General features: G+C 61.7%; 16 protein-coding genes and 2 pseudogenes. 10 read left to right on the top strand and 8 right to left on the bottom strand.

The genetic code is table 11. From position 1 onward, the window contains the following. Positions 1-311, bottom strand: a 311-nt coding sequence (locus A2J01_RS00645) for an MFS transporter (RefSeq protein ID WP_156519129.1), incomplete at its 3' end; no start/stop codon positions are given. Positions 312-469: 158 nt separating this feature from the next. Between A2J01_RS00645 and A2J01_RS00640 the strand changes: the two genes are divergently transcribed. Further along, positions 470-1,144: a TetR/AcrR family transcriptional regulator gene (locus A2J01_RS00640; RefSeq protein ID WP_007727120.1), complete on the top strand. Its 675-nt coding sequence runs from the start codon at positions 470-472 to the stop codon at positions 1,142-1,144. On the opposite strand, the gene A2J01_RS00635 is transcribed toward A2J01_RS00640, so the two are convergent. After that, positions 1,134-2,093, bottom strand: coding sequence for a DMT family transporter (locus A2J01_RS00635; protein ID WP_020906026.1), 960 nt, complete (start codon positions 2,091-2,093; stop codon positions 1,134-1,136). The two genes, A2J01_RS00640 and A2J01_RS00635, sit on opposite strands and share 11 nt — an antisense overlap. 272 nt (positions 2,094-2,365) lie before the next feature. Here A2J01_RS00635 and A2J01_RS00630 point away from each other — a divergent pair, with 272 nt between their 5' ends. Beyond that, positions 2,366-2,644 (top strand): YHS domain-containing protein, encoded by a 279-nt coding sequence (locus A2J01_RS00630; protein WP_003941173.1) that lies wholly within the window; start codon positions 2,366-2,368, stop codon positions 2,642-2,644. Between the two features lie 79 nt (positions 2,645-2,723). On the opposite strand, the gene A2J01_RS00625 is transcribed toward A2J01_RS00630, so the two are convergent. From A2J01_RS00625 to A2J01_RS00615, 3 genes are all read right to left on the bottom strand, one after another. Continuing rightward, complete coding sequence (locus A2J01_RS00625; RefSeq protein ID WP_197494128.1) at positions 2,724-4,046, bottom strand: MFS transporter; 1,323 nt, start codon at positions 4,044-4,046, stop codon at positions 2,724-2,726. Next, positions 4,030-4,557, bottom strand: a complete 528-nt coding sequence (locus A2J01_RS00620) for a carboxymuconolactone decarboxylase family protein (protein WP_020906029.1) — start codon at positions 4,555-4,557, stop codon at positions 4,030-4,032. Before A2J01_RS00620 ends, A2J01_RS00625 begins: the two co-directional genes overlap by 17 nt. Before the next feature lie 72 nt (positions 4,558-4,629). Beyond that, positions 4,630-6,060 carry an MFS transporter gene (locus A2J01_RS00615; protein WP_064111445.1) on the bottom strand — a complete coding sequence of 477 codons (1,431 nt, stop codon included), beginning with the start codon at positions 6,058-6,060 and terminating at the stop codon, positions 4,630-4,632. Positions 6,061-6,311: 251 nt separating this feature from the next. Here A2J01_RS00615 and A2J01_RS00610 point away from each other — a divergent pair, with 251 nt between their 5' ends. From A2J01_RS00610 to A2J01_RS00600, 3 genes are all read left to right on the top strand, one after another. After that, a complete protein-coding gene (locus A2J01_RS00610; protein WP_064111443.1) occupies positions 6,312-7,118 on the top strand; it encodes a hypothetical protein in 807 nt (268 codons plus the stop codon). Positions 7,119-7,316: 198 nt separating this feature from the next. After that, positions 7,317-7,694, top strand: coding sequence for a metal-sensitive transcriptional regulator (locus A2J01_RS00605; protein WP_064111441.1), 378 nt, complete (start codon positions 7,317-7,319; stop codon positions 7,692-7,694). A 7-nt stretch (positions 7,695-7,701) separates the two neighbouring features. Then, positions 7,702-8,106 carry a 6-carboxytetrahydropterin synthase gene (locus A2J01_RS00600; RefSeq protein ID WP_064111439.1) on the top strand — a complete coding sequence of 135 codons (405 nt, stop codon included), beginning with the start codon at positions 7,702-7,704 and terminating at the stop codon, positions 8,104-8,106. A 41-nt stretch (positions 8,107-8,147) separates the two neighbouring features. Here the strand turns inward: A2J01_RS00600 and A2J01_RS00595 are convergent, their stop codons facing one another. Together A2J01_RS00595 and A2J01_RS00590 are read right to left on the bottom strand one after the other, a co-directional pair. After that, on the bottom strand, positions 8,148-9,749 hold the full coding sequence (locus tag A2J01_RS00595; protein WP_064111437.1) for an ABC transporter substrate-binding protein: 1,602 nt from the start codon (positions 9,747-9,749) through the stop codon (positions 8,148-8,150). Positions 9,750-9,912: 163 nt separating this feature from the next. After that, complete coding sequence (locus tag A2J01_RS00590) at positions 9,913-10,368, bottom strand: hypothetical protein (protein ID WP_231915385.1); 456 nt, start codon at positions 10,366-10,368, stop codon at positions 9,913-9,915. Positions 10,369-10,537: 169 nt separating this feature from the next. Here A2J01_RS00590 and A2J01_RS00585 point away from each other — a divergent pair. After that, a pseudogene (locus tag A2J01_RS00585) lies at positions 10,538-11,134 on the top strand (class I SAM-dependent methyltransferase); the annotation flags it as partial. Here the strand turns inward: A2J01_RS00585 and speB are convergent. Next, positions 11,098-12,054, bottom strand: coding sequence for an agmatinase (gene speB, locus A2J01_RS00580; protein ID WP_064111435.1), 957 nt, complete (start codon positions 12,052-12,054; stop codon positions 11,098-11,100). The pseudogene A2J01_RS00585 and the gene speB overlap by 37 nt on opposite strands. A 146-nt stretch (positions 12,055-12,200) precedes the next feature. Here speB and A2J01_RS00575 point away from each other — a divergent pair, with 146 nt between their 5' ends. From A2J01_RS00575 to A2J01_RS00560, 4 genes and pseudogenes are all read left to right on the top strand, one after another. Then, positions 12,201-12,836, top strand: a complete 636-nt coding sequence (locus A2J01_RS00575) for a helix-turn-helix domain-containing protein (protein WP_007727089.1) — start codon at positions 12,201-12,203, stop codon at positions 12,834-12,836. A 133-nt stretch (positions 12,837-12,969) separates the two neighbouring features. Beyond that, positions 12,970-13,815 (top strand): carbon-nitrogen hydrolase family protein, encoded by an 846-nt coding sequence (locus A2J01_RS00570; protein ID WP_050655995.1) that lies wholly within the window; start codon positions 12,970-12,972, stop codon positions 13,813-13,815. After that, a complete protein-coding gene (locus A2J01_RS00565; RefSeq protein ID WP_064111432.1) occupies positions 13,812-15,500 on the top strand; it encodes a flavin monoamine oxidase family protein in 1,689 nt (562 codons plus the stop codon). The genes A2J01_RS00570 and A2J01_RS00565 overlap by 4 nt, the downstream gene beginning before the upstream one ends. A 127-nt stretch (positions 15,501-15,627) precedes the next feature. Then, positions 15,628-16,338: pseudogene (locus A2J01_RS00560) on the top strand (NAD-glutamate dehydrogenase domain-containing protein); the annotation flags it as partial.

Genomic DNA, 16,338 nt, shown 5'->3' with positions numbered 1-16,338 from the left:
ACCACCGAACCGGTGACCAACAGCGCCATGCTGATCAGGAGTAGACGCCGTTTGCCGAACATGTCGCCCAAGCGGCCCATGGTCGGGACGGCGACGGCGGCGGCGAGCAGCGTGGCGGTCACAGCCCACGCGGTATCGGACGCCGGCGCGTTCAGGTACTCGGGCAGATGCGGGATGATCGGGATGACCAGCGTCTGCATGAGCGAGACGACGATGCCGGAAAACGCCAGAACAGCCACCACTGCGGTGGTGGCTGGCGACTTCGTTGTCTGTGGCGGCGTTGTCGGTGGTGGAGAAGTGGTTGACGACATTGCGGTAACTCCATCGGAGGAAGAACGAATAATGGTTTAAGTCAGTTGATTGAACTAAAGTTAAATCAAGTGACTGACTTAACGGAAGGGTGCGCCTCCGATCGTGACGAATATCTCCGGTGCCGAGCAGCTTCGGATGGTCGAGGATGATGGTGCCCATGACTACGAGGACTGAGGACGCGTCGGCCGACGTCGGCGGCGCCGCAAATTCCGCGCGCTCTGCTGCAACCCGAGACCGCATTCTCGCCGTCGCCGAGCAGTTGTTCGCCGAGCACGGTGTCTTCGCGGTTTCGAACCGCCAGGTGAGTGAAGCGGCGGGTCAGGGCAACAATGCAGCCGTCGGATACCACTTCGGGACCAAGACCGATCTGGTCCGCGCGATCGTGAACAAGCATTCCCAGCAGGTCGAGAAGAAGCGTGGCGAACTGCTGTGTGAGATCGAAGGGTCCACAAACGTTCGTGACTGGATTTCGTGTCTGGTTCGGGCGTCGACCGATCACTACGCCGAAATGGGTGGCCCGACTTGGTACGCGCGGTTCAGTGCACAGATTCTCACCGACCCGGTCCTGCGGAAAATCGTCTACGACGAGGTACTGGCCTCGCCCACCCTGCAGGAGACGCTTCGGGGACTCTCTGACTGTCTGGCCGACATGCCGATGAGTGTTCGACGCGCCCGCGCGGACATCGGACGCAATGCGATCGTGCACATGTTCGCCGAACGTGAGCGCACGCTTGCCGAAGAGGGGCCGGACGCGGTCACGTCATGGGAGGACTTCACGACCGACCTCGTCGACGCGCTGGTCGGACTTTGGACGGCTCCGATCAGCCGCTGACCGGCCGTTTGTCCGCGCTAGCCGCCCGGTCCGGGGCAACCCTGCGCAATGGATCTCGCGTCGGCGGAAGATCCAGGAGCAAGCCGACTCCGGCAAGAATGATGACAAGACCGCCAACGAGCGCGAAGGTAACAGGCTCGTTCAACCACAGCACTCCGATGGCTGATGCCGAAATCGGAACGAGAAGAGTGACGGCCGATGCCGCGACTGGACCCGCCTGACGAATTATCCAGAAGTAGACCAGGTAGCCACCGGCGGTAGCCCCCAGCCCCAGGGCTACCACGGCGATGAGTGGGCCGACGGTTATGGGCCCCGGAGGGGGAGCGACGGCGGACACCGGCACCAAGAGGGCGACCGCGGCAAGTTGTTGGCCGAGGGCCAGCGTCAGGGGTGGAGTGTCCTGGAACGACTTTCGTGCGTAGACACCTCCGACTGCGTACAGCAGCGCCGCGGTCAAAGATGCGCCAATGGCCAGCATTGCGCGACTGTCGATCGCTGACGGAATTCCGCCGACAAGCACCGAGACGCCGACGATGCCGATCGCGACCCCCGAGAGTTTTCGCCAGGTGATCTTTTGTCGAAGCCAGAAAGCGGCGACGAATACGGTGAACATCGGAGTCGTGGCGTTCAGGATCGACGCCGTCGACGAGTTGAGGCCGACGATCGCAGTTGCGACAAGCGTCAGGGGCCCAGCGACGTTGAGGGCAGCCAGCAGTAGGAATGCAGGAAACCGATGACCGACCGCGCGCCAGGTCGATCTGCTGGAAGCAGTTATCAGCGCGAGAACCAACGCTGCAACAATGAAGCGGCCGTGCGTCGTGCCGACGGCGCCGAGAGTTGGTGCTGCCACAGCAACCAGGGGGAACGAGCTTCCCCAGAGCATGCCGACCAACAGCAAAGCTCCAACTACGGCGAATCGGCTGCTGCCGATTGCTTTCCAGTTCTTCATTGCTCCTCTTCGTCGACGACCTCGCGGACATGGCTGGTTGATGCCAGACCTACCCTATACCCCCAGTAGGTATAGGGTTGACTGTGTCGTGATGCTGCAGGTGATCCGAGACTGGTGACGCATTATTCTTTCTCCCGCAATGGTTTATACGGCGATGTGTCAACTGAACGCACCCTTAGGTTCAGTCAAATATACCTATAGGGGGTATATTGGCGGTTGTATCGGGCTCGCTTTGCGGGCCGCATCCGTCCCGCAAAAGAACAGGAATCCCAATGAGCAGTTGTGGCTGTGGCAACACCCCGAAGTCTGACGCCAAAGGCGATGTCGGCGCTGTCGGTTCGGCGATGCCGACCGGTGGGAAAGACCTACTCACCGCTGGCAGTAGTGAACTTGTCGAATGTCGGGTCATGCCCGGCAGCGTGATCGAGAAGGTGCGTGCCGAAGCGGAAGGCCTGTTTCGTGACTTCGAAGGTAATCGGTACTGGTTCTGCTGCAAGGGATGTGGTCCTCGGTTCGACGCAAATCCCAGGAAGTATGCCGACGTGAGCTGAGCGAAAAGTGGTGGTGCAGGCGATGGCTGCACCACCACTTTCGTTGAGGCCCAATCGAGGTTCGGGCAGACCGTCGACATCAGACGGTGCGAGCGCATGCGCACTGGGTTGCCGCCAAGGTGCATTGGCCTCGCGTGGTTTCATACGTCGCCTGTCCGGGCAATTCAGCAACTGTCTCCCGAGGCCAAAGTGCAAATCCTGCAACGGCTCCCACTGCGGCAAGCGCTGCAAGGATGCTCCAGGTGACCGCAAATCCCGCGCTCGAACCAACCCATCCGGCGATCGGATAGGTGACAAGCCAGGCAAGGTGCGACAGGGAGAACTGGGCTGCGAACACCTCCGGTATGCCTGCGGGTTCGACGGAGCGCCGAAGTACTTTTCCGGTCGGAGTGACGATCATGGCCATCCCGGCGCCGACGAGTGCCCACACTGCGGCAGTGAGCATCCACGTGAATACACCGGCCACGGCGAGGGCTGCCGTCGCGCCGGCGCTGACGACCAGGACAACGGAACCTGCTGTCATCACAGTACGTTCAGCGGTTCTGTCGAGAACGCGTGGAAGAAGAAGCGCGGTCACCAACGTGCCGGTGCCTGACGCGGCAAGCATCCACGCCACGTCGGATTGGGTTCCACCGAGCTCGTCGCGGACGTAGTTGACGGTGTTGACCACCACGATCGATCCGGCTGCTGCCACCACGAGATTGAGTGCCATGATGCCGCGCAGTCGCGGCGTGGTCACGAAGATCTGCACCCCCGACGCGATCCGATCCCACGCCTTGCGGTGAGTACTTCGGCGAGCGTTGGGGATTCGGGTGGCTAGCACGAGCAGTGCCGAGACGGCAAAGCCCACGGAGGTGGCGACGAACAACAGGTTGAATGTCATGAAGGACAGAGCGACTGCGGCAAGAACAGGGCTGAGCAGACTTTCCATCGTGTAAGCGACCTGCGATGCCGACAGCGCGCGGGTGAAATCGGCCTCGTCGGTCACGATGTCAGGGATGACCGCTTGGAACGTGGGAGTGAACGCTGCCGACGCAGCTTGGAGAACGCCCACCAGCACGTAGATGTGCCAGATCTCGCTGACGAAGGGCAATGCGATCACGACCGCTGCGCGAATGGCGTCGAGGACAACGAGGAAAGCCCGTCTCGGCAACCGGTCTACGTACGCCGCCGCGAGTGGAGCGATCACGACGTACAGGGACATCTTGATCGTCAGCGCGGTGGCCAGCACGGCTCCGGCGCTCGGTCCGGCGAGTTCGTAGGCGAGTAGACCCAGCGCAACCGTCGCCAACCCGGTGCCGAACAGCGCGATGATCTGGGCGCTGAAGAGCAGGCGATAGTCGCGAATCAAGAACAGACGCAGGCTGTTCCGTTCCGGTGCGGAGTTAGCGATCCGGTTCATTTGGTTTCACTCCCGCGACAAGATTGAAAGCTCCGGTCAGGACATTGAGGGCGACGATTCCGACTACGTCGGCGATCTCGCGATCACCGTAGCCGTGCGCTCGAAGGCCCGTGATGTGTTCGTCTGAAATCGAGGCAGGCTCCCGATAGACGCGAAGCCCGAGGTCGATCATTGCCGCGATGGCGGGATCGGCCGAGGTGCCCGCGCGGGCACGCTCGATCTCGTCCGCCTCGACGCCGTTGGCGTGCGCGGCGGCGACGTGGGCTTCGAGGCAAACAGCGCAACCTTGCTGGACCTGCACAGCGATAGAGATTCGCTCGGTGATCTTGCGGCTGAGTTTCGCTCGCTTCATTGCTCGGCTGAGTTGCAGATAGCCGCCCAGCACAGCGGGCGAATGAGCCATCGCCGCGACCATGTCACCGACCTGTCCGTGACGGTTGACGAGTTCGGCGAGAAGGTCTTTCGATGCACCGACAGCGGTGGTGGGCGTGAGAGAAGCAAGGCGCGACATAACGAGTCCTAAGTGGTTCCGCCGGTGGTGGGTTCGGCTGGTGATAGCGGCCGAACCCACCACCGGAGTTGGTCAAGAATTGACGGTGGATTGAATGGTTCGAGGATCGTCGACCTTGGTCGACCGCATCACGACCGCGGTGATTGCTGCGCCAACCACTGCGACGGCGGCTGCTCCGAGGAACACGGCGGAGAAACCGTTCGTCAACTCCGTCAGGTCACCGAGTTGATCAGCGCCGAACACTGCTGCGATCGCGGTCATCACCGCGAGGCCGACAGCCGAGCCGACCTGGTAGCTGACGTTGACGATGCCGGAAGCCAATCCGCCCTCTTCCGGGCGTGCAGCCGAAATCGCCGTACCGAGTGAGGGAATGAACGCCAGCGTCATACCTGCGGCAGCCACGAGCGATGCCGGCAGTACGTCGACCCAGAAGTTGCCTGTGGGCCGGATCAACGACATCCAACCCAAACCGATTCCCAGTACAAGCAATCCGGTCACGATCATCGCTTTTGCACCGAAGCGTGCCATGGCCCGTGGTGCCACGACGACCATGCCGAGCATGACGAAGATCGTCATCGGCAGCAGCGCCGCACCGGCCGGGAAGGCGCTGTATCCGAGCACTTGCTGCAGGTACAGGTTCAGGAAGAACCACATCGGTATCCAGGCGGCGCCGAGCACGAGCTGAGCGATGTTCGCGGCACCGAGGTTGGGCGCCTTGAAGATTCCCAGACGCACCAGAGGTTCCCGACGCTTCGACTGGATCAACACGAATGCACCCAACAGAGCGGCCGAAACGGCGAGTGCCAGCCACGTCTGCCCGGATCCCCATCCGACGTCAGGTGCTCTGACGATGCCGAAGACTCCGACAGCAAGACCTGCGGTGACAGCGAGTGCGCCGAGGAAGTCGATCGACCCGGTACGTGCCGGTGCGTTCGGCATCAGGAGGGGAGTAGCGATCAGCGCGATGACAGCGATGGGAATGTTGAGGTAGAACACCCAAGGCCAGCTGGTGTATTCGGTGATGACGCCGCCGAGGAACACGCCGGCCGTACCGCCGGCCGGGGCGGCAGCGCCGTAGATGGACAGCGCCTTGGTCATTTCCTTTTGTGTGCTGCCGAACAGCATCATCAGCAAGGTGAGCGCCGATGGTGCGATGAGTGCGGCGCCGGCGCCCTGGACTGCACGGCCCGCAAGTTCGACGGCGACGTTACCGGCGGCACCGGCGACAACGGAACCGATCAGCAGGATCAGCCAACCAGCAGAGAACACTCTGCGGGCGCCGAACAGGTCGGACAGGCGGCCGCCGAGGAGGAGTAGCCCGCCGAACGCGATGACGTACGCATTGAAGACCCAGGTCAGGCCTTCTTGGGAAAAGCCGAGATCGCTCTGCATCTGGGGGAGAGCGACGCCGATGATGGAGGTGTCCATGATGACCATGAACTGAGCGGCGGCGATCAACGCCAACGCCCACCACTTACGGGTGGATTTCGGTTGTGTGGACATTCTGAGTTCCTTACCTGTACGGGGTATAGGTGATGCTTGTTTGGTCAAGGGGTGTCGTAAGCGGGCCTGGGTGACATCGGCGCAGCGCTTCGTTGGGGTGCACGGGGAAATGCTGCTCTTGGAACTCATTCGGCCGGCGCTCTGCGTAGATGCGCATCGGATCTCCTTCGAGTGAATTCAGGGTGTTCGAGTAGTTCGTTGCATACCCTAGGGGGGTATTGTACAAATTGCAACAGGTTCGATGTCAAGGAGTGGAGAACCTGACGCAGACGGCAACGAAAGTGCTGCCGACCCAAACTTTGGAGGGCAAGATGTTCAGCGACAACGGCTACACACTGGAATTGGCAACGTCGGAGGCGGCCGTCGGCAGCCATGTCCCCTTGCAGTTCCGGATCCTGGATTCGGTTGGAGCTCCGTTGACCCGGTACGCCGACACCCACGACAAGCAGTTGCATCTGATCGTGGTCGGTCTGGACCTGACCGGATTCCAGCACGTGCATCCCGAATTGGACGAGAACGGAAACTGGCGTGTGTCAGTCGATTTCGATCACGCGGGAGACTACCGAGTCTTCGCTGACTTCACTCCGGACGGCGGTGACGGAATGACGCTGAGTGCGGATGTACGAGTCGCCGGGTCCTATGATCCTCGGCCGTTGCCCGCCGCTGCTGCCGTCACGACGGTCGACGGCTATACCGTCTCTCTCGAAAGCGCGGCCCACGCAGGGCAGACATCGAAGCTCACACTCTCGGTCAGTCGTGACGGAATCCCGGTCACAGACTTGCAGCCCTACCTTGCCGCATACGGGCATCTGGTCGCGTTGCGTGCCTCCGACCTCGCATATCTCCATGTCCATCCGGACGGTCATCCCGGTGACGGTGTCACGCCGGCCGGACCGGCAATCACCTTCTACGCCAACATGCCGAGCGCGGAGGACTACCGGTTGTTCCTGGACTTCAAACATGGCGAAGTGGTACGTACGGCGGAATTCACGCTGACGGCCGACAATGCGACCACGCCTGGGGCCGAACACTCGAGCCACGCGCACCACGGGCACTGAAACCGAATGCGTTTCGCAGCAACGGGAAAACGGGCATGGGCAATCGCCATGCATCCATCTGTTCGTGCCGTAGCGAAATGCGTGGCGATGTGCGCAGTGATTGCTCTGCAAGACAAGGGAAGTCGAAGAGTATCCGCACATCGCACCGATAACGAGAATTGTTGCGAAGTCATGTGTTGACGAACAGGAGGACATCGAATGTCGGAAGCGACAGAAGTTGGCAGTGCGCCAAGCAGCGCTCCAAACAGTGTCCAAAGCAGTGATGCGACCGGCGATGTGTGCTGCACGGGAGATTCGCACGGCTACATCACCGCCAAGGGCGACTACCTGGCGCGTCTGCGTCGCATTGAAGGTCAAGCTCGCGGCCTGCAGCGCATGGTCGACGAGGACAAGTACTGTATCGACATCCTGACGCAGGTGTCGGCGATGACCAAGGGCCTCCAGGCGGTGGCCATGGGCCTGCTCGAGGACCACATCGGCCACTGCGTCGTCAAAGCCGCTGTTGCCGGTGGGCCCGAGGCGGACGCGAAGATCAAAGAAGCGAACGACGCGATTGCGCGATTGGTCCGCTCATAGAATTGTGATGAACATTGATACCTTGGTGCTCATGTTCAGTATCGAGATCCGTCGTACATTCGCTGTGAGGCAGGGGCTTCCGGCACCGGTGCGGGACGCGAAGAACTTGCCGCCGCTGATGCCTGCCGAGGGATTTCGCGTGACGATGCGAGTGGCGTTCTCGTTCGAGGACGACCAACTCGGAGAACGTGGATGGTTTGTCGACACGGACGCTCTGGACGAGTCCGTCGATCGATGTGCCGAGCAATTGGCGAGCGGTGCCTGGCCGGAGATTTTCGATTTCCGTCCGTCATTCGAGAATGTCGCGAAGTGGGCTTTCAGTGAACTTGCGTCCAGCATTCCTCAGCTGACCTACGTCGAACTCGACAACGAGACGATCGGTGTGGCAACAAGATACGTCAGATCACAATGATCTGACGTATCTCGTTGACGCACCGCGTTCGGTCGACCGGCCTACTGGTAGAGGCGCAACGCAGAACCGATGAAGGTCTTACCGAATGCGAGTCCGGCCTTGTTGAAGTAGAAGCTCAAGACCGTATCTGCAAACGGGACTGCGGACACCGTTTTGGTGATCTGTGACTCGGCGTCCGCCCACTCCGCGCACGCTGCTTCGCCGGTCAAGCCGGATGCCTTGGCAACGGCTGCTTCGTAGGCGGGGTTGTTGATCGAAGAGAAGTTCTTACCTGCTGCCGGAGCAGGACCGGAGAAGAACGGGACGAACCCGCTGGGAACCGAATTGTTGATCTGGATCCACGCGATGTCCCACTGGTTGTTGTCCTTGCCACTGAGCATGACGTCGACAACCTTGGTCTGGTCGGCTCCTGTCACCTCGACGGTCGCACCGAGGTCGGACCATGCCGACTGGGTGAGCTCGGCTGCCGCGCTGCGCGCATCTTCGCCGGCAGCGTAGAAGAGGCGGAGGGTCAGCGGCTTTCCGTCCTTGCTTCGTTTGCCGTCGGAGCCGGCGGTCCAACCTGCAGCGTCCAGTGTTGCCTTTGCTGCGCTGAGGTCGAAGTCCGGAATGTTGCCTGCGACAGAGTCGTACACACAGGCTCGGGGCTCGACGGAGACAAGACTTGTTGCACGGGTGCCCTGGCCGCCAGTGATGACTTCAGCGAGATCGTCGAGATTGACAGCCTGGACGAGAGCTTTTCGAACGGCGGGATCGCTGGTCGGATTGTCCGCAATCTGATTGAAGTACATCTGACCGGCGGGAAGTGGGCGCTGGACCGAGTCGAAATTGGCGGCATCGATGCGATCCTTGTCCGGACCGGCGATCGGAGATGCGCTCAGTTCGCCTGAGAGAAGCTGGTTTGCTGCGGTGCTGACATTGGGTGCCATGACAGCAATGACTGTCTTGGGGACACCCGGTGTGTCGGAGGTGGTGTCGTCGGGCCCCCAGCTGTAACCGTCACGAAGCTCGAACGTGTAGTGGTCATTGGCCGAGACTTCGGTGACTTCGAACATGCCGGAGCCCAGCGACTTGTTGTTCGAGGCGGTCGGATCTTCGAGACCGGCATCGCACATGATCGGGAGGCGACTGATGGTGAGGAGGAGGAACGGGGTCGGCGCCGGAGTGGTTACCGTGATGGTGCGGGTGGCGAGATCGGCAGTGGCCGAAGCGCCGATGGGAACTGTGGTGCCGCGTTGTTGTGAACCCTTGGCTGGATCGGCTACGAAGTTGATGTTGTTCGCGACGGTCTGTGCAGTCAGCGTCGACCCGTCGGTACAGGTCACGCCTTCACGAATGGTGAAGGACGCGGAGGTCGGCGTTTCTTCCCACTTCTCGGCCAACCATGGTTTGAATTCACTGGTTTCAGGATCCTGGTAGACCAGGGAGTCGTACGCCAGCTTCGAAATTTCCGCGGTTGCCGCAGAGCCGGACATGATCGGGTTGAGTGCACCCGGATCGCCTTGCAACGCGTACCGGAAGGTTCCGTCAGTCAGAGGCTCACCGCCGCCGGAGCCCGAGGACGTGCCTCCCGAGCTGCAAGCCGACAATACGAGCGCGAGCCCCGCGGTCGCGGCAAGCGTCGAATAGGAGCGGTGTTTCATTGTGCCTCCGTGAAGGAGCCGGGGCCCGGGAGTGAATCGTGAGGGCGCAGTCGAGTGTGACCGCTAAATCTTGGCGTAGGACGTGACGGGCATCTCGGTCGATCCTCACGAAAATCGGGCGGATTTTTGTTCGATTTCACGAAGGTTGGAGTTCTGGTTCAGTTCACGGGGAGTCGAGGTCACTTCGTCGTGGCCACCCGGTCTCCGTGAGCACGGTTGCTGGAACTGACCTCAACGGGGAGGTGGGGCCGAGACCGTGGAGGTCTGCGTCGTCGTCGATTTCGGACCAGAATTCGTCCGCCGAAACATCAAGGCCGAGAACGATCCACGGCGGTCCGGCTTCTTGGAACGCGTATGAGACGGTTCCGGTACGCGGAACTGTCGTATCGAACAGTCGGTCTCCGACGGGATAGCCCTGCTGCTCGCCGACCAAAGTCAAGGTAGTCGGTTCGAAGGATGCATCGCGCAGAATCTTCTCGACTGCGCGGTCGAAGCTCTGCTGGACGCTGAACTCTTCGTACGAGTTCGAACCGGTGACCTCGGGGAAATGCGCACAACACAAAACGTATGGGCCTGCTGAGTTGCAGTAGAGACGAAACACGGGAAATCCAACGGCCACGACGTGACGTTAGCAGGGCGTCGAAATGGAGGAGTTGCTGTTTCAGCAAAGATGGTTGCGTGAGTTGTGGAAGGTCGTTCATCCTGGGTGCATGAGCCACGAACACCACAATCACCACGAAAACTCCGATACCACCTAGAATCCGTACGCCAAGGCGGACGCACAGTTCTGGAACTCGCTGTACGAGGAACGCCCCGCGCGCTGGAGCGGAAATCCCAACCCACAGTTGATTGCCGAAGCCTCCGACCTGGAACCGGGCACGGCACTCGACGTCGGTTGCGGCGAAGGTGCCGACGCTTTGTGGTTGGCGCGTCGCGGGTGGAAGGTCACCGGCACCGACATCTCGTCGGTTGCGCTCGGCCGCGCCCAGGCTCACGTCGAGGGCGAGGGCGTCGACATCGAATGGCTGGAAGCCGACCTGACGAAGTGGGATCCGCAGGGGCGCTCGTTCGATCTGGTGTCCGCGCAGTTCTTCCACATGCTCGAACCCGCGCGCGGGGAATTGTTCCGTGCTCTCGGAGATCTGGTCGCGCCCGGCGGGCATTTGCTGATCGTGGGCCACTCACCTCACGAGTCGCCGACCGAGCACCATCGGGCCATGCTCCATACATCCGAATACGTGGAGTCGCTGTTCACCGATGGTTGGAAGGTGTTGGTCTCGGAGTCGCGGGAACGTGATCTTCCCGCGAACCCCGAGATGCATCACACGACGGATACCGTTGTGCTGCTTCAGCGATTGAGTGCGAGCACCGACAGCAACTCGTAAGCGACGTGGGCCGCTGCGATACCGGTGATCTCGGCGTGGTCGTACGCCGGCGCTACCTCGACGATGTCGGCGCCGACCACGTTGAGTCCCACCAACCCACGCAGTGTGTTCAACAATTCGCGAGAGGTCATGCCGCCCGCTTCGGGTGTTCCGGTGCCCGGAGCGTGGGCGGGATCGAGTACGTCGATGTCGACGGAGACGTACACCGGGCCACCGTCGAGGCGCTTACGCATGCGCTCGACGATGCTGGCGACACCGTCGACCTCGTAGTCGTCACTGCGGATCACCTGGAAGCCGAGGACGCGGTCGTCTTCGAGGTCCTTCTCGCTGTAGAGCGGTCCACGGATGCCGATGTGCTGCGAACGCTCCATGTCGATCAGGCCCTCTTCGCTGGCGCGGCGGAAGGGGGTGCCGTGGGTGAAAGGCTGACCGAAGTAGGTGTCCCAGGTGTCGAGATGAGCGTCGAAGTGCAGGACGGCGATCGGGCCGTGATCGCGGGCCAGTGAGCGCAGGATCGGCAGTGCGATGGTGTGGGCGCCGCCGAGCGTGAGCACGGAGGACCCGTCGGCGCGCAGGTCGGTAACGGCGGACTGAACCGTCGTGAGAGCTTCCTGGATGTCGAAGGGGTTGACGCCGATGTCGCCGAAATCGGCTACCTGCTGGTTGGCGAAGGGCGAGACCTTCAGCGCCGGGTTGTACGGACGCAGCAGCTTCGACGCAGCGCGGATGTGGCCCGGACCGAACCGGGCACCGGGGCGGTAGCTGACACCCGAATCGAAGGGGATGCCGAGGATCGTCACGTCGGCGCGCGAGACCTCGTCCAGGCGCGGGAGACGCGCAAAGGTGGTCGGCTCGGCGTAGCGGGGGACGCGCGTGGCGTCGACGGGTCCGATGAACGATCCGGGGTTGTTGGTAGCCATGTGCAGAGGTCCCTGCTCTCGATTCGGCGCACACCGGGCGCCCTTCAGTGATGTAGCTCTCTGAGCAAGTATGGTTTCTTCAAGAGGCTCGGTTGTCAACCCCTGTTTCCTGAAAGGGACACCGCGGTCGTGAAGGAGTGGGTTCAGTGGCCAAGGCGAAGGAAGCGGTCGAGCCGGTCGGACCGCGCATCGGGGCGAGGCTCAAGGCGGCACGTCAATCGAAGCGGTTGACCCTCGACGACCTGGCCGAGGCCTGTGGTGTGACCAAGGGGTATCTCTCGAAACTCGAGCGCGATCACGTCAACGCGTCGGTGGCGACCCTGATAAAGGTGTGCGCGGTGCTCGAGATCCCCGTCGGATCCCTGTTCGAGAATGCGTCCGCCGGTGAAGTAGTCCGCGCCGACGCCATGCCGCAAATCAGCTTCGGTGGCGAAAAGATGACGGAGTACCTGCTCACGCCTACCAACGAGCGTCGAATTCAGGTGCTGCTCGGCGAGCTGGAACCAGGCGGCGGAAGTGGTCGGGAGTTCTACAGTCTGCCGATCGACGTGAACTTCGTGCACGTGCTCGAGGGCGGCTTGCGGGTCTCGTTCGAGGGCGGTCGGACGGATCCGAACGGTGAGGCCGTCGATGCCGAAGACGTCGTACTTGCGGCGGGCGATTCCTTCACATTCACGCCGACGCACAACCATAGTTTTCAGGCCGAAGGCTCGGTTCTGGCGAAGGTTCTGTGGGTCTTGAATCCGGCATTGCCGGAAGGGCCCCGCGCGTCGTCTTCGTGAGACTCGAATCCGCGAATGTTGATTCTTAGGAAACAAGAGTTGACATGATTGGCGGCACCCGTCACGCTGGTAGTTGTCCCCGTCACACACACCGTCGAAAATTGGCGTCACGGAACTCCTGAAGGAGCGCACCATGCATGTCGATTCAGTTCGAGTTGGCCTGTTCCAAGGTCCGCTCACCACCCCGGACACCTTTGCGTCGGTGGAGTTCAACCTCGCTGCAATCGACACTGCTGCCCGCGAGGCTGCAGCATCCGGTGCGAAGATCCTGCTGACGCCGGAGATGTCCGCAACCGGCTACGACATCGGCGAACTGGTGTCGCTACGCGCGGAACCGGCCGACGGCCCGATCTTCGATTCCGTCGCCGCGATTGCTCGAAGTGCAGGCATCGCAGTCGTCTACGGCTACCCCGAACTCGACGGGGGAGATGTCTACAACAGTGTGCAGGTGGTGGACCGCGACGGCACTTCGCTTGCGCACTACCGCAAGACGCACCTGTTCGGCACGCTCGACCGCGAACATTTCCGGCCAGGTGAGACCCTAGTGGTCGGGTTCGATTTCGAGGGCATCCGCTGCGGGTTGTTGATCTGCTACGACGTGGAATTTCCGGAAGCGGTTCGGGCCCATGCCGACGCCGGTACCGAATGGCTCATCGTGCCGACAGGCTTGATGACTCCTTACGAACACATTGCGCAGCAAGTGGTTCCGGCCCGCGCCTACGAGAGTCAGATGTTCGTCACCTACGTCAATCGCTGCGGTGCCGAAACCGAGCTGACCTACTGCGGTCTCTCGTGCGCCATCGCACCAGACGGTGCCGAGTTGGCGAGGGCCGGCGGCGACCAGGAATTGCTCTTCGCGGACATCGCCGCCGCCACCGTCGCGCAATCGCGCACTCTCAATACACATCTCGACGATCGACGCCTCGATCTGTATCCAGACCTTCCTGTCACGACTGTCTCCAAGGAGAACCGTAGATGACCATCCCAGTAGCTCCGGACAGTTCCTCGGAACCCGGCAAGCAGCCGCCCCTCACGATGTTCGGACCGGATTTTCCGTTCCCGTACGACGACTACGTTTCCAGTCCGGCGGGACTCGGCTCGGTGCCCGACCTGGCACTGGGTACCGAGGTTGCCGTGATCGGTGGCGGACTCTCCGGCATGATCGCGGCCTACGAGTTGCTCAAGATCGGTCTCAAACCGATTGTCTACGAAGCTGATCAGATCGGTGGCCGGATGCGGTCGGTCGAGTTCGACGGGCACCCCGGGGTGGTCGACGAGATGGGCGCAATGCGTTTCCCACCATCGTCGACGACGTTGTTCCACTACCTGAACGAACTGGGTCTGCAGACCGAAGAGTTCCCCAATCCCCTTGCCGAGGTCACGCCGAGCACCGTCATCGATCTCAAGGGCGAGAGCCACTACGCGCACACTCTCGAGGATCTGCCGCCGATCTACACCGAGGTGGCGCAGGCCTGGCAGCGCACTCTCGAAGAGCATGCCGATCTGATTCCGTTGCAGCAGGCCATTCGTGACCGCGACACCGCAGAAATCAAGCGGATCTGGAACGACCTCGTGGTGCGCTACGACGACCAGACGTTCTACGGATTCCTCGCCGCGTCGAAGCACTTCAAGTCCTTCCACATGCGGGAAGTGTTCGGACAGGTCGGATTCGGTACGGGCGGTTGGGATACCGACTACCCCAATTCGATCCTCGAAATCCTTCGTGTGGTCATCACGGCCGCCGACGACGACCACCGCGGCATCGTCGGTGGATCGCAGCAGCTGCCGATGCGGTTGTGGAACCGCGCCCCGGCGCACATGGCGCATTGGCCTGCCGGTACTACGGTCGCTTCGCTCAACGACGGTGAGACGCGTCCCCGCGTCACCGAACTCCGGCGTACCGAGCCCGGCAACATCACGGTCACCGACTCCGAAGGTTTCATTCGCACGTATGCGAGTGCCGTTGTGACAGTGCAGAGTTGGATGCTGCTGAACAATATCAGGTGTGACGACGATCTGTTCCCGATCGACCACTGGACTGCGATCGAGCGAACTCACTACATGGGTTCGACCAAGGTGTTCGTTCTCGTCGACCGCCCGTTCTGGAAGGACAAGGACCCCGTGACCGGCCGTGATTCGGTGTCGATGACACTGACCGACCGTATGAGTCGCGGCACCTACCTGCTGGATCAAGGCGAGGGCAAGCCAGGCCTGATCTGCTTGTCGTACACCTGGTCGGACGATTCGCTGAAGCTGCTGGCGCTCGACGCCACCGAGCGCATGAACATCATGCTGCGCTCTCTCGAAGAGATCTACCCCGGCGTTGACTTCCGCAGCCACATCATCTCGAGCCCGGTGACGCTGTCGTGGGAAACCGAGCGCGACTTCATGGGCGCATTCAAGGCGAACCTTCCGGGGCACTACCGCTACCAGGAGCGCCTGTTCTCCCACTTCGTGCAGAATGATCTCGAACCGCGCCATCGGGGAATCTTCCTCGCCGGTGACGACGTGTCGTGGACCGCCGGCTGGGCTGAGGGCGCGATCCAGACCGCGATCAACGCGGTATGGGGCGTCGTCAACCATCTCGGCGGCGCTGCGCCTGCCGAGAATCCCGGACCCGGCGACGTGTTCGAGGAGCTTGCTCCGATCAGGTTGGGCGACTGAGCTCACCGCAACTGCCGAAATGTCGTGCCCGATGGGGGTTGGTACTCCTATCGGGCACGACCTCTTTCCGGTGATCCACGCAACACTGGAAAGTGTTCGGATCCAATAATTTCCAGGAGGGTGTTCAATGGCGAGCACATCATCGGCGACCAAGACCGCAGCTGCAGAATCGAGACCGGCAGGCGGTGATCGATCCGGTGACCCGGCGCTCGAACTGGTCGCCGAATTGGCAGCAGCGGGCCAGCGACTCGTCTTCCGTCAGGGTGACAACCTGAACAGTGACGATCTGACCTGCGTGGTGCTGTGGCCGTCCGGAGAGCCCTCCCTCTCCGATCTGTGCGAGAACTTCGAGTCTCTCGGACTCCGAGTTTCGACGCACCGCCCGCTTCCGACCGTTCTGGGTTCGGCGCATTACTTCACCTTCGAGCCGAGCACCTTCGACGGCAGTGCGCTGGAGAAGATGGCGGACGCCTTCGAAGCCGTCATCGCCGGACAGACCCGGATGGATGCGTTCTCCAGTCTGATCGGACGAGCAGACATCACCTGGCGCGATGCAGAGTTGCTGCGCGCTGCGTGCCGTTTCCTCGCTCAGGCTCGTATCGGTTTGTCCGAGAGCTACATCGTCGGAGTGTTGGCAGCGAAGCCACTCTTCGTACGGCAGGCGATCGAACTTTTCACCGCGCGTTTCGACCCCGCCGTGGCGGGTGTGCGTGAGACAGCTGTGGCTACCGCAACGGCGGCCATCGACGAATCAGTCGACGGTGCAGACACTCTCGACGAGGATCGCGTCTTGCGCGGCGTGCGTTCGTTCCTGCAGGCGACTCTGCGCACCAACTGG

The sequence above is a fragment of the Rhodococcus sp. EPR-134 genome (assembly GCF_001647205.1).
Classification (GTDB): domain Bacteria; phylum Actinomycetota; class Actinomycetes; order Mycobacteriales; family Mycobacteriaceae; genus Rhodococcus_F; species Rhodococcus_F qingshengii.
The sequence above is the reverse complement of the archived record's forward strand: the minus strand, read 5'-3'. Positions and strand labels throughout refer to the sequence as shown.

Excerpts from the sequence above, each read along its gene's own strand:
- A2J01_RS00635 (WP_020906026.1), bottom strand. The coding sequence starts at position 2,093 with ATGAAGAACTGGAAAGCAATCGGCAGCAGCCGATTCGCCGTAGTTGGA.
- A2J01_RS00625 (WP_197494128.1), bottom strand. The coding sequence starts at position 4,046 with ATGAACCGGATCGCTAACTCCGCACCGGAACGGAACAGCCTGCGTCTG.
- A2J01_RS00615 (WP_064111445.1), bottom strand. The coding sequence starts at position 6,060 with ATGTCCACACAACCGAAATCCACCCGTAAGTGGTGGGCGTTGGCGTTG.
- A2J01_RS00570 (WP_050655995.1), top strand. The coding sequence starts at position 12,970 with ATGCATGTCGATTCAGTTCGAGTTGGCCTGTTCCAAGGTCCGCTCACC.
- A2J01_RS00640 (WP_007727120.1), top strand. The coding sequence starts at position 470 with ATGACTACGAGGACTGAGGACGCGTCGGCCGACGTCGGCGGCGCCGCA.
- A2J01_RS00600 (WP_064111439.1), top strand. The coding sequence starts at position 7,702 with ATGAACATTGATACCTTGGTGCTCATGTTCAGTATCGAGATCCGTCGT.
- A2J01_RS00630 (WP_003941173.1), top strand. The coding sequence starts at position 2,366 with ATGAGCAGTTGTGGCTGTGGCAACACCCCGAAGTCTGACGCCAAAGGC.
- speB (WP_064111435.1), bottom strand. The coding sequence starts at position 12,054 with ATGGCTACCAACAACCCCGGATCGTTCATCGGACCCGTCGACGCCACG.
- A2J01_RS00620 (WP_020906029.1), bottom strand. The coding sequence starts at position 4,557 with ATGTCGCGCCTTGCTTCTCTCACGCCCACCACCGCTGTCGGTGCATCG.
- A2J01_RS00595 (WP_064111437.1), bottom strand. The coding sequence starts at position 9,749 with ATGAAACACCGCTCCTATTCGACGCTTGCCGCGACCGCGGGGCTCGCG.
- A2J01_RS00605 (WP_064111441.1), top strand. The coding sequence starts at position 7,317 with ATGTCGGAAGCGACAGAAGTTGGCAGTGCGCCAAGCAGCGCTCCAAAC.
- A2J01_RS00565 (WP_064111432.1), top strand. The coding sequence starts at position 13,812 with ATGACCATCCCAGTAGCTCCGGACAGTTCCTCGGAACCCGGCAAGCAG.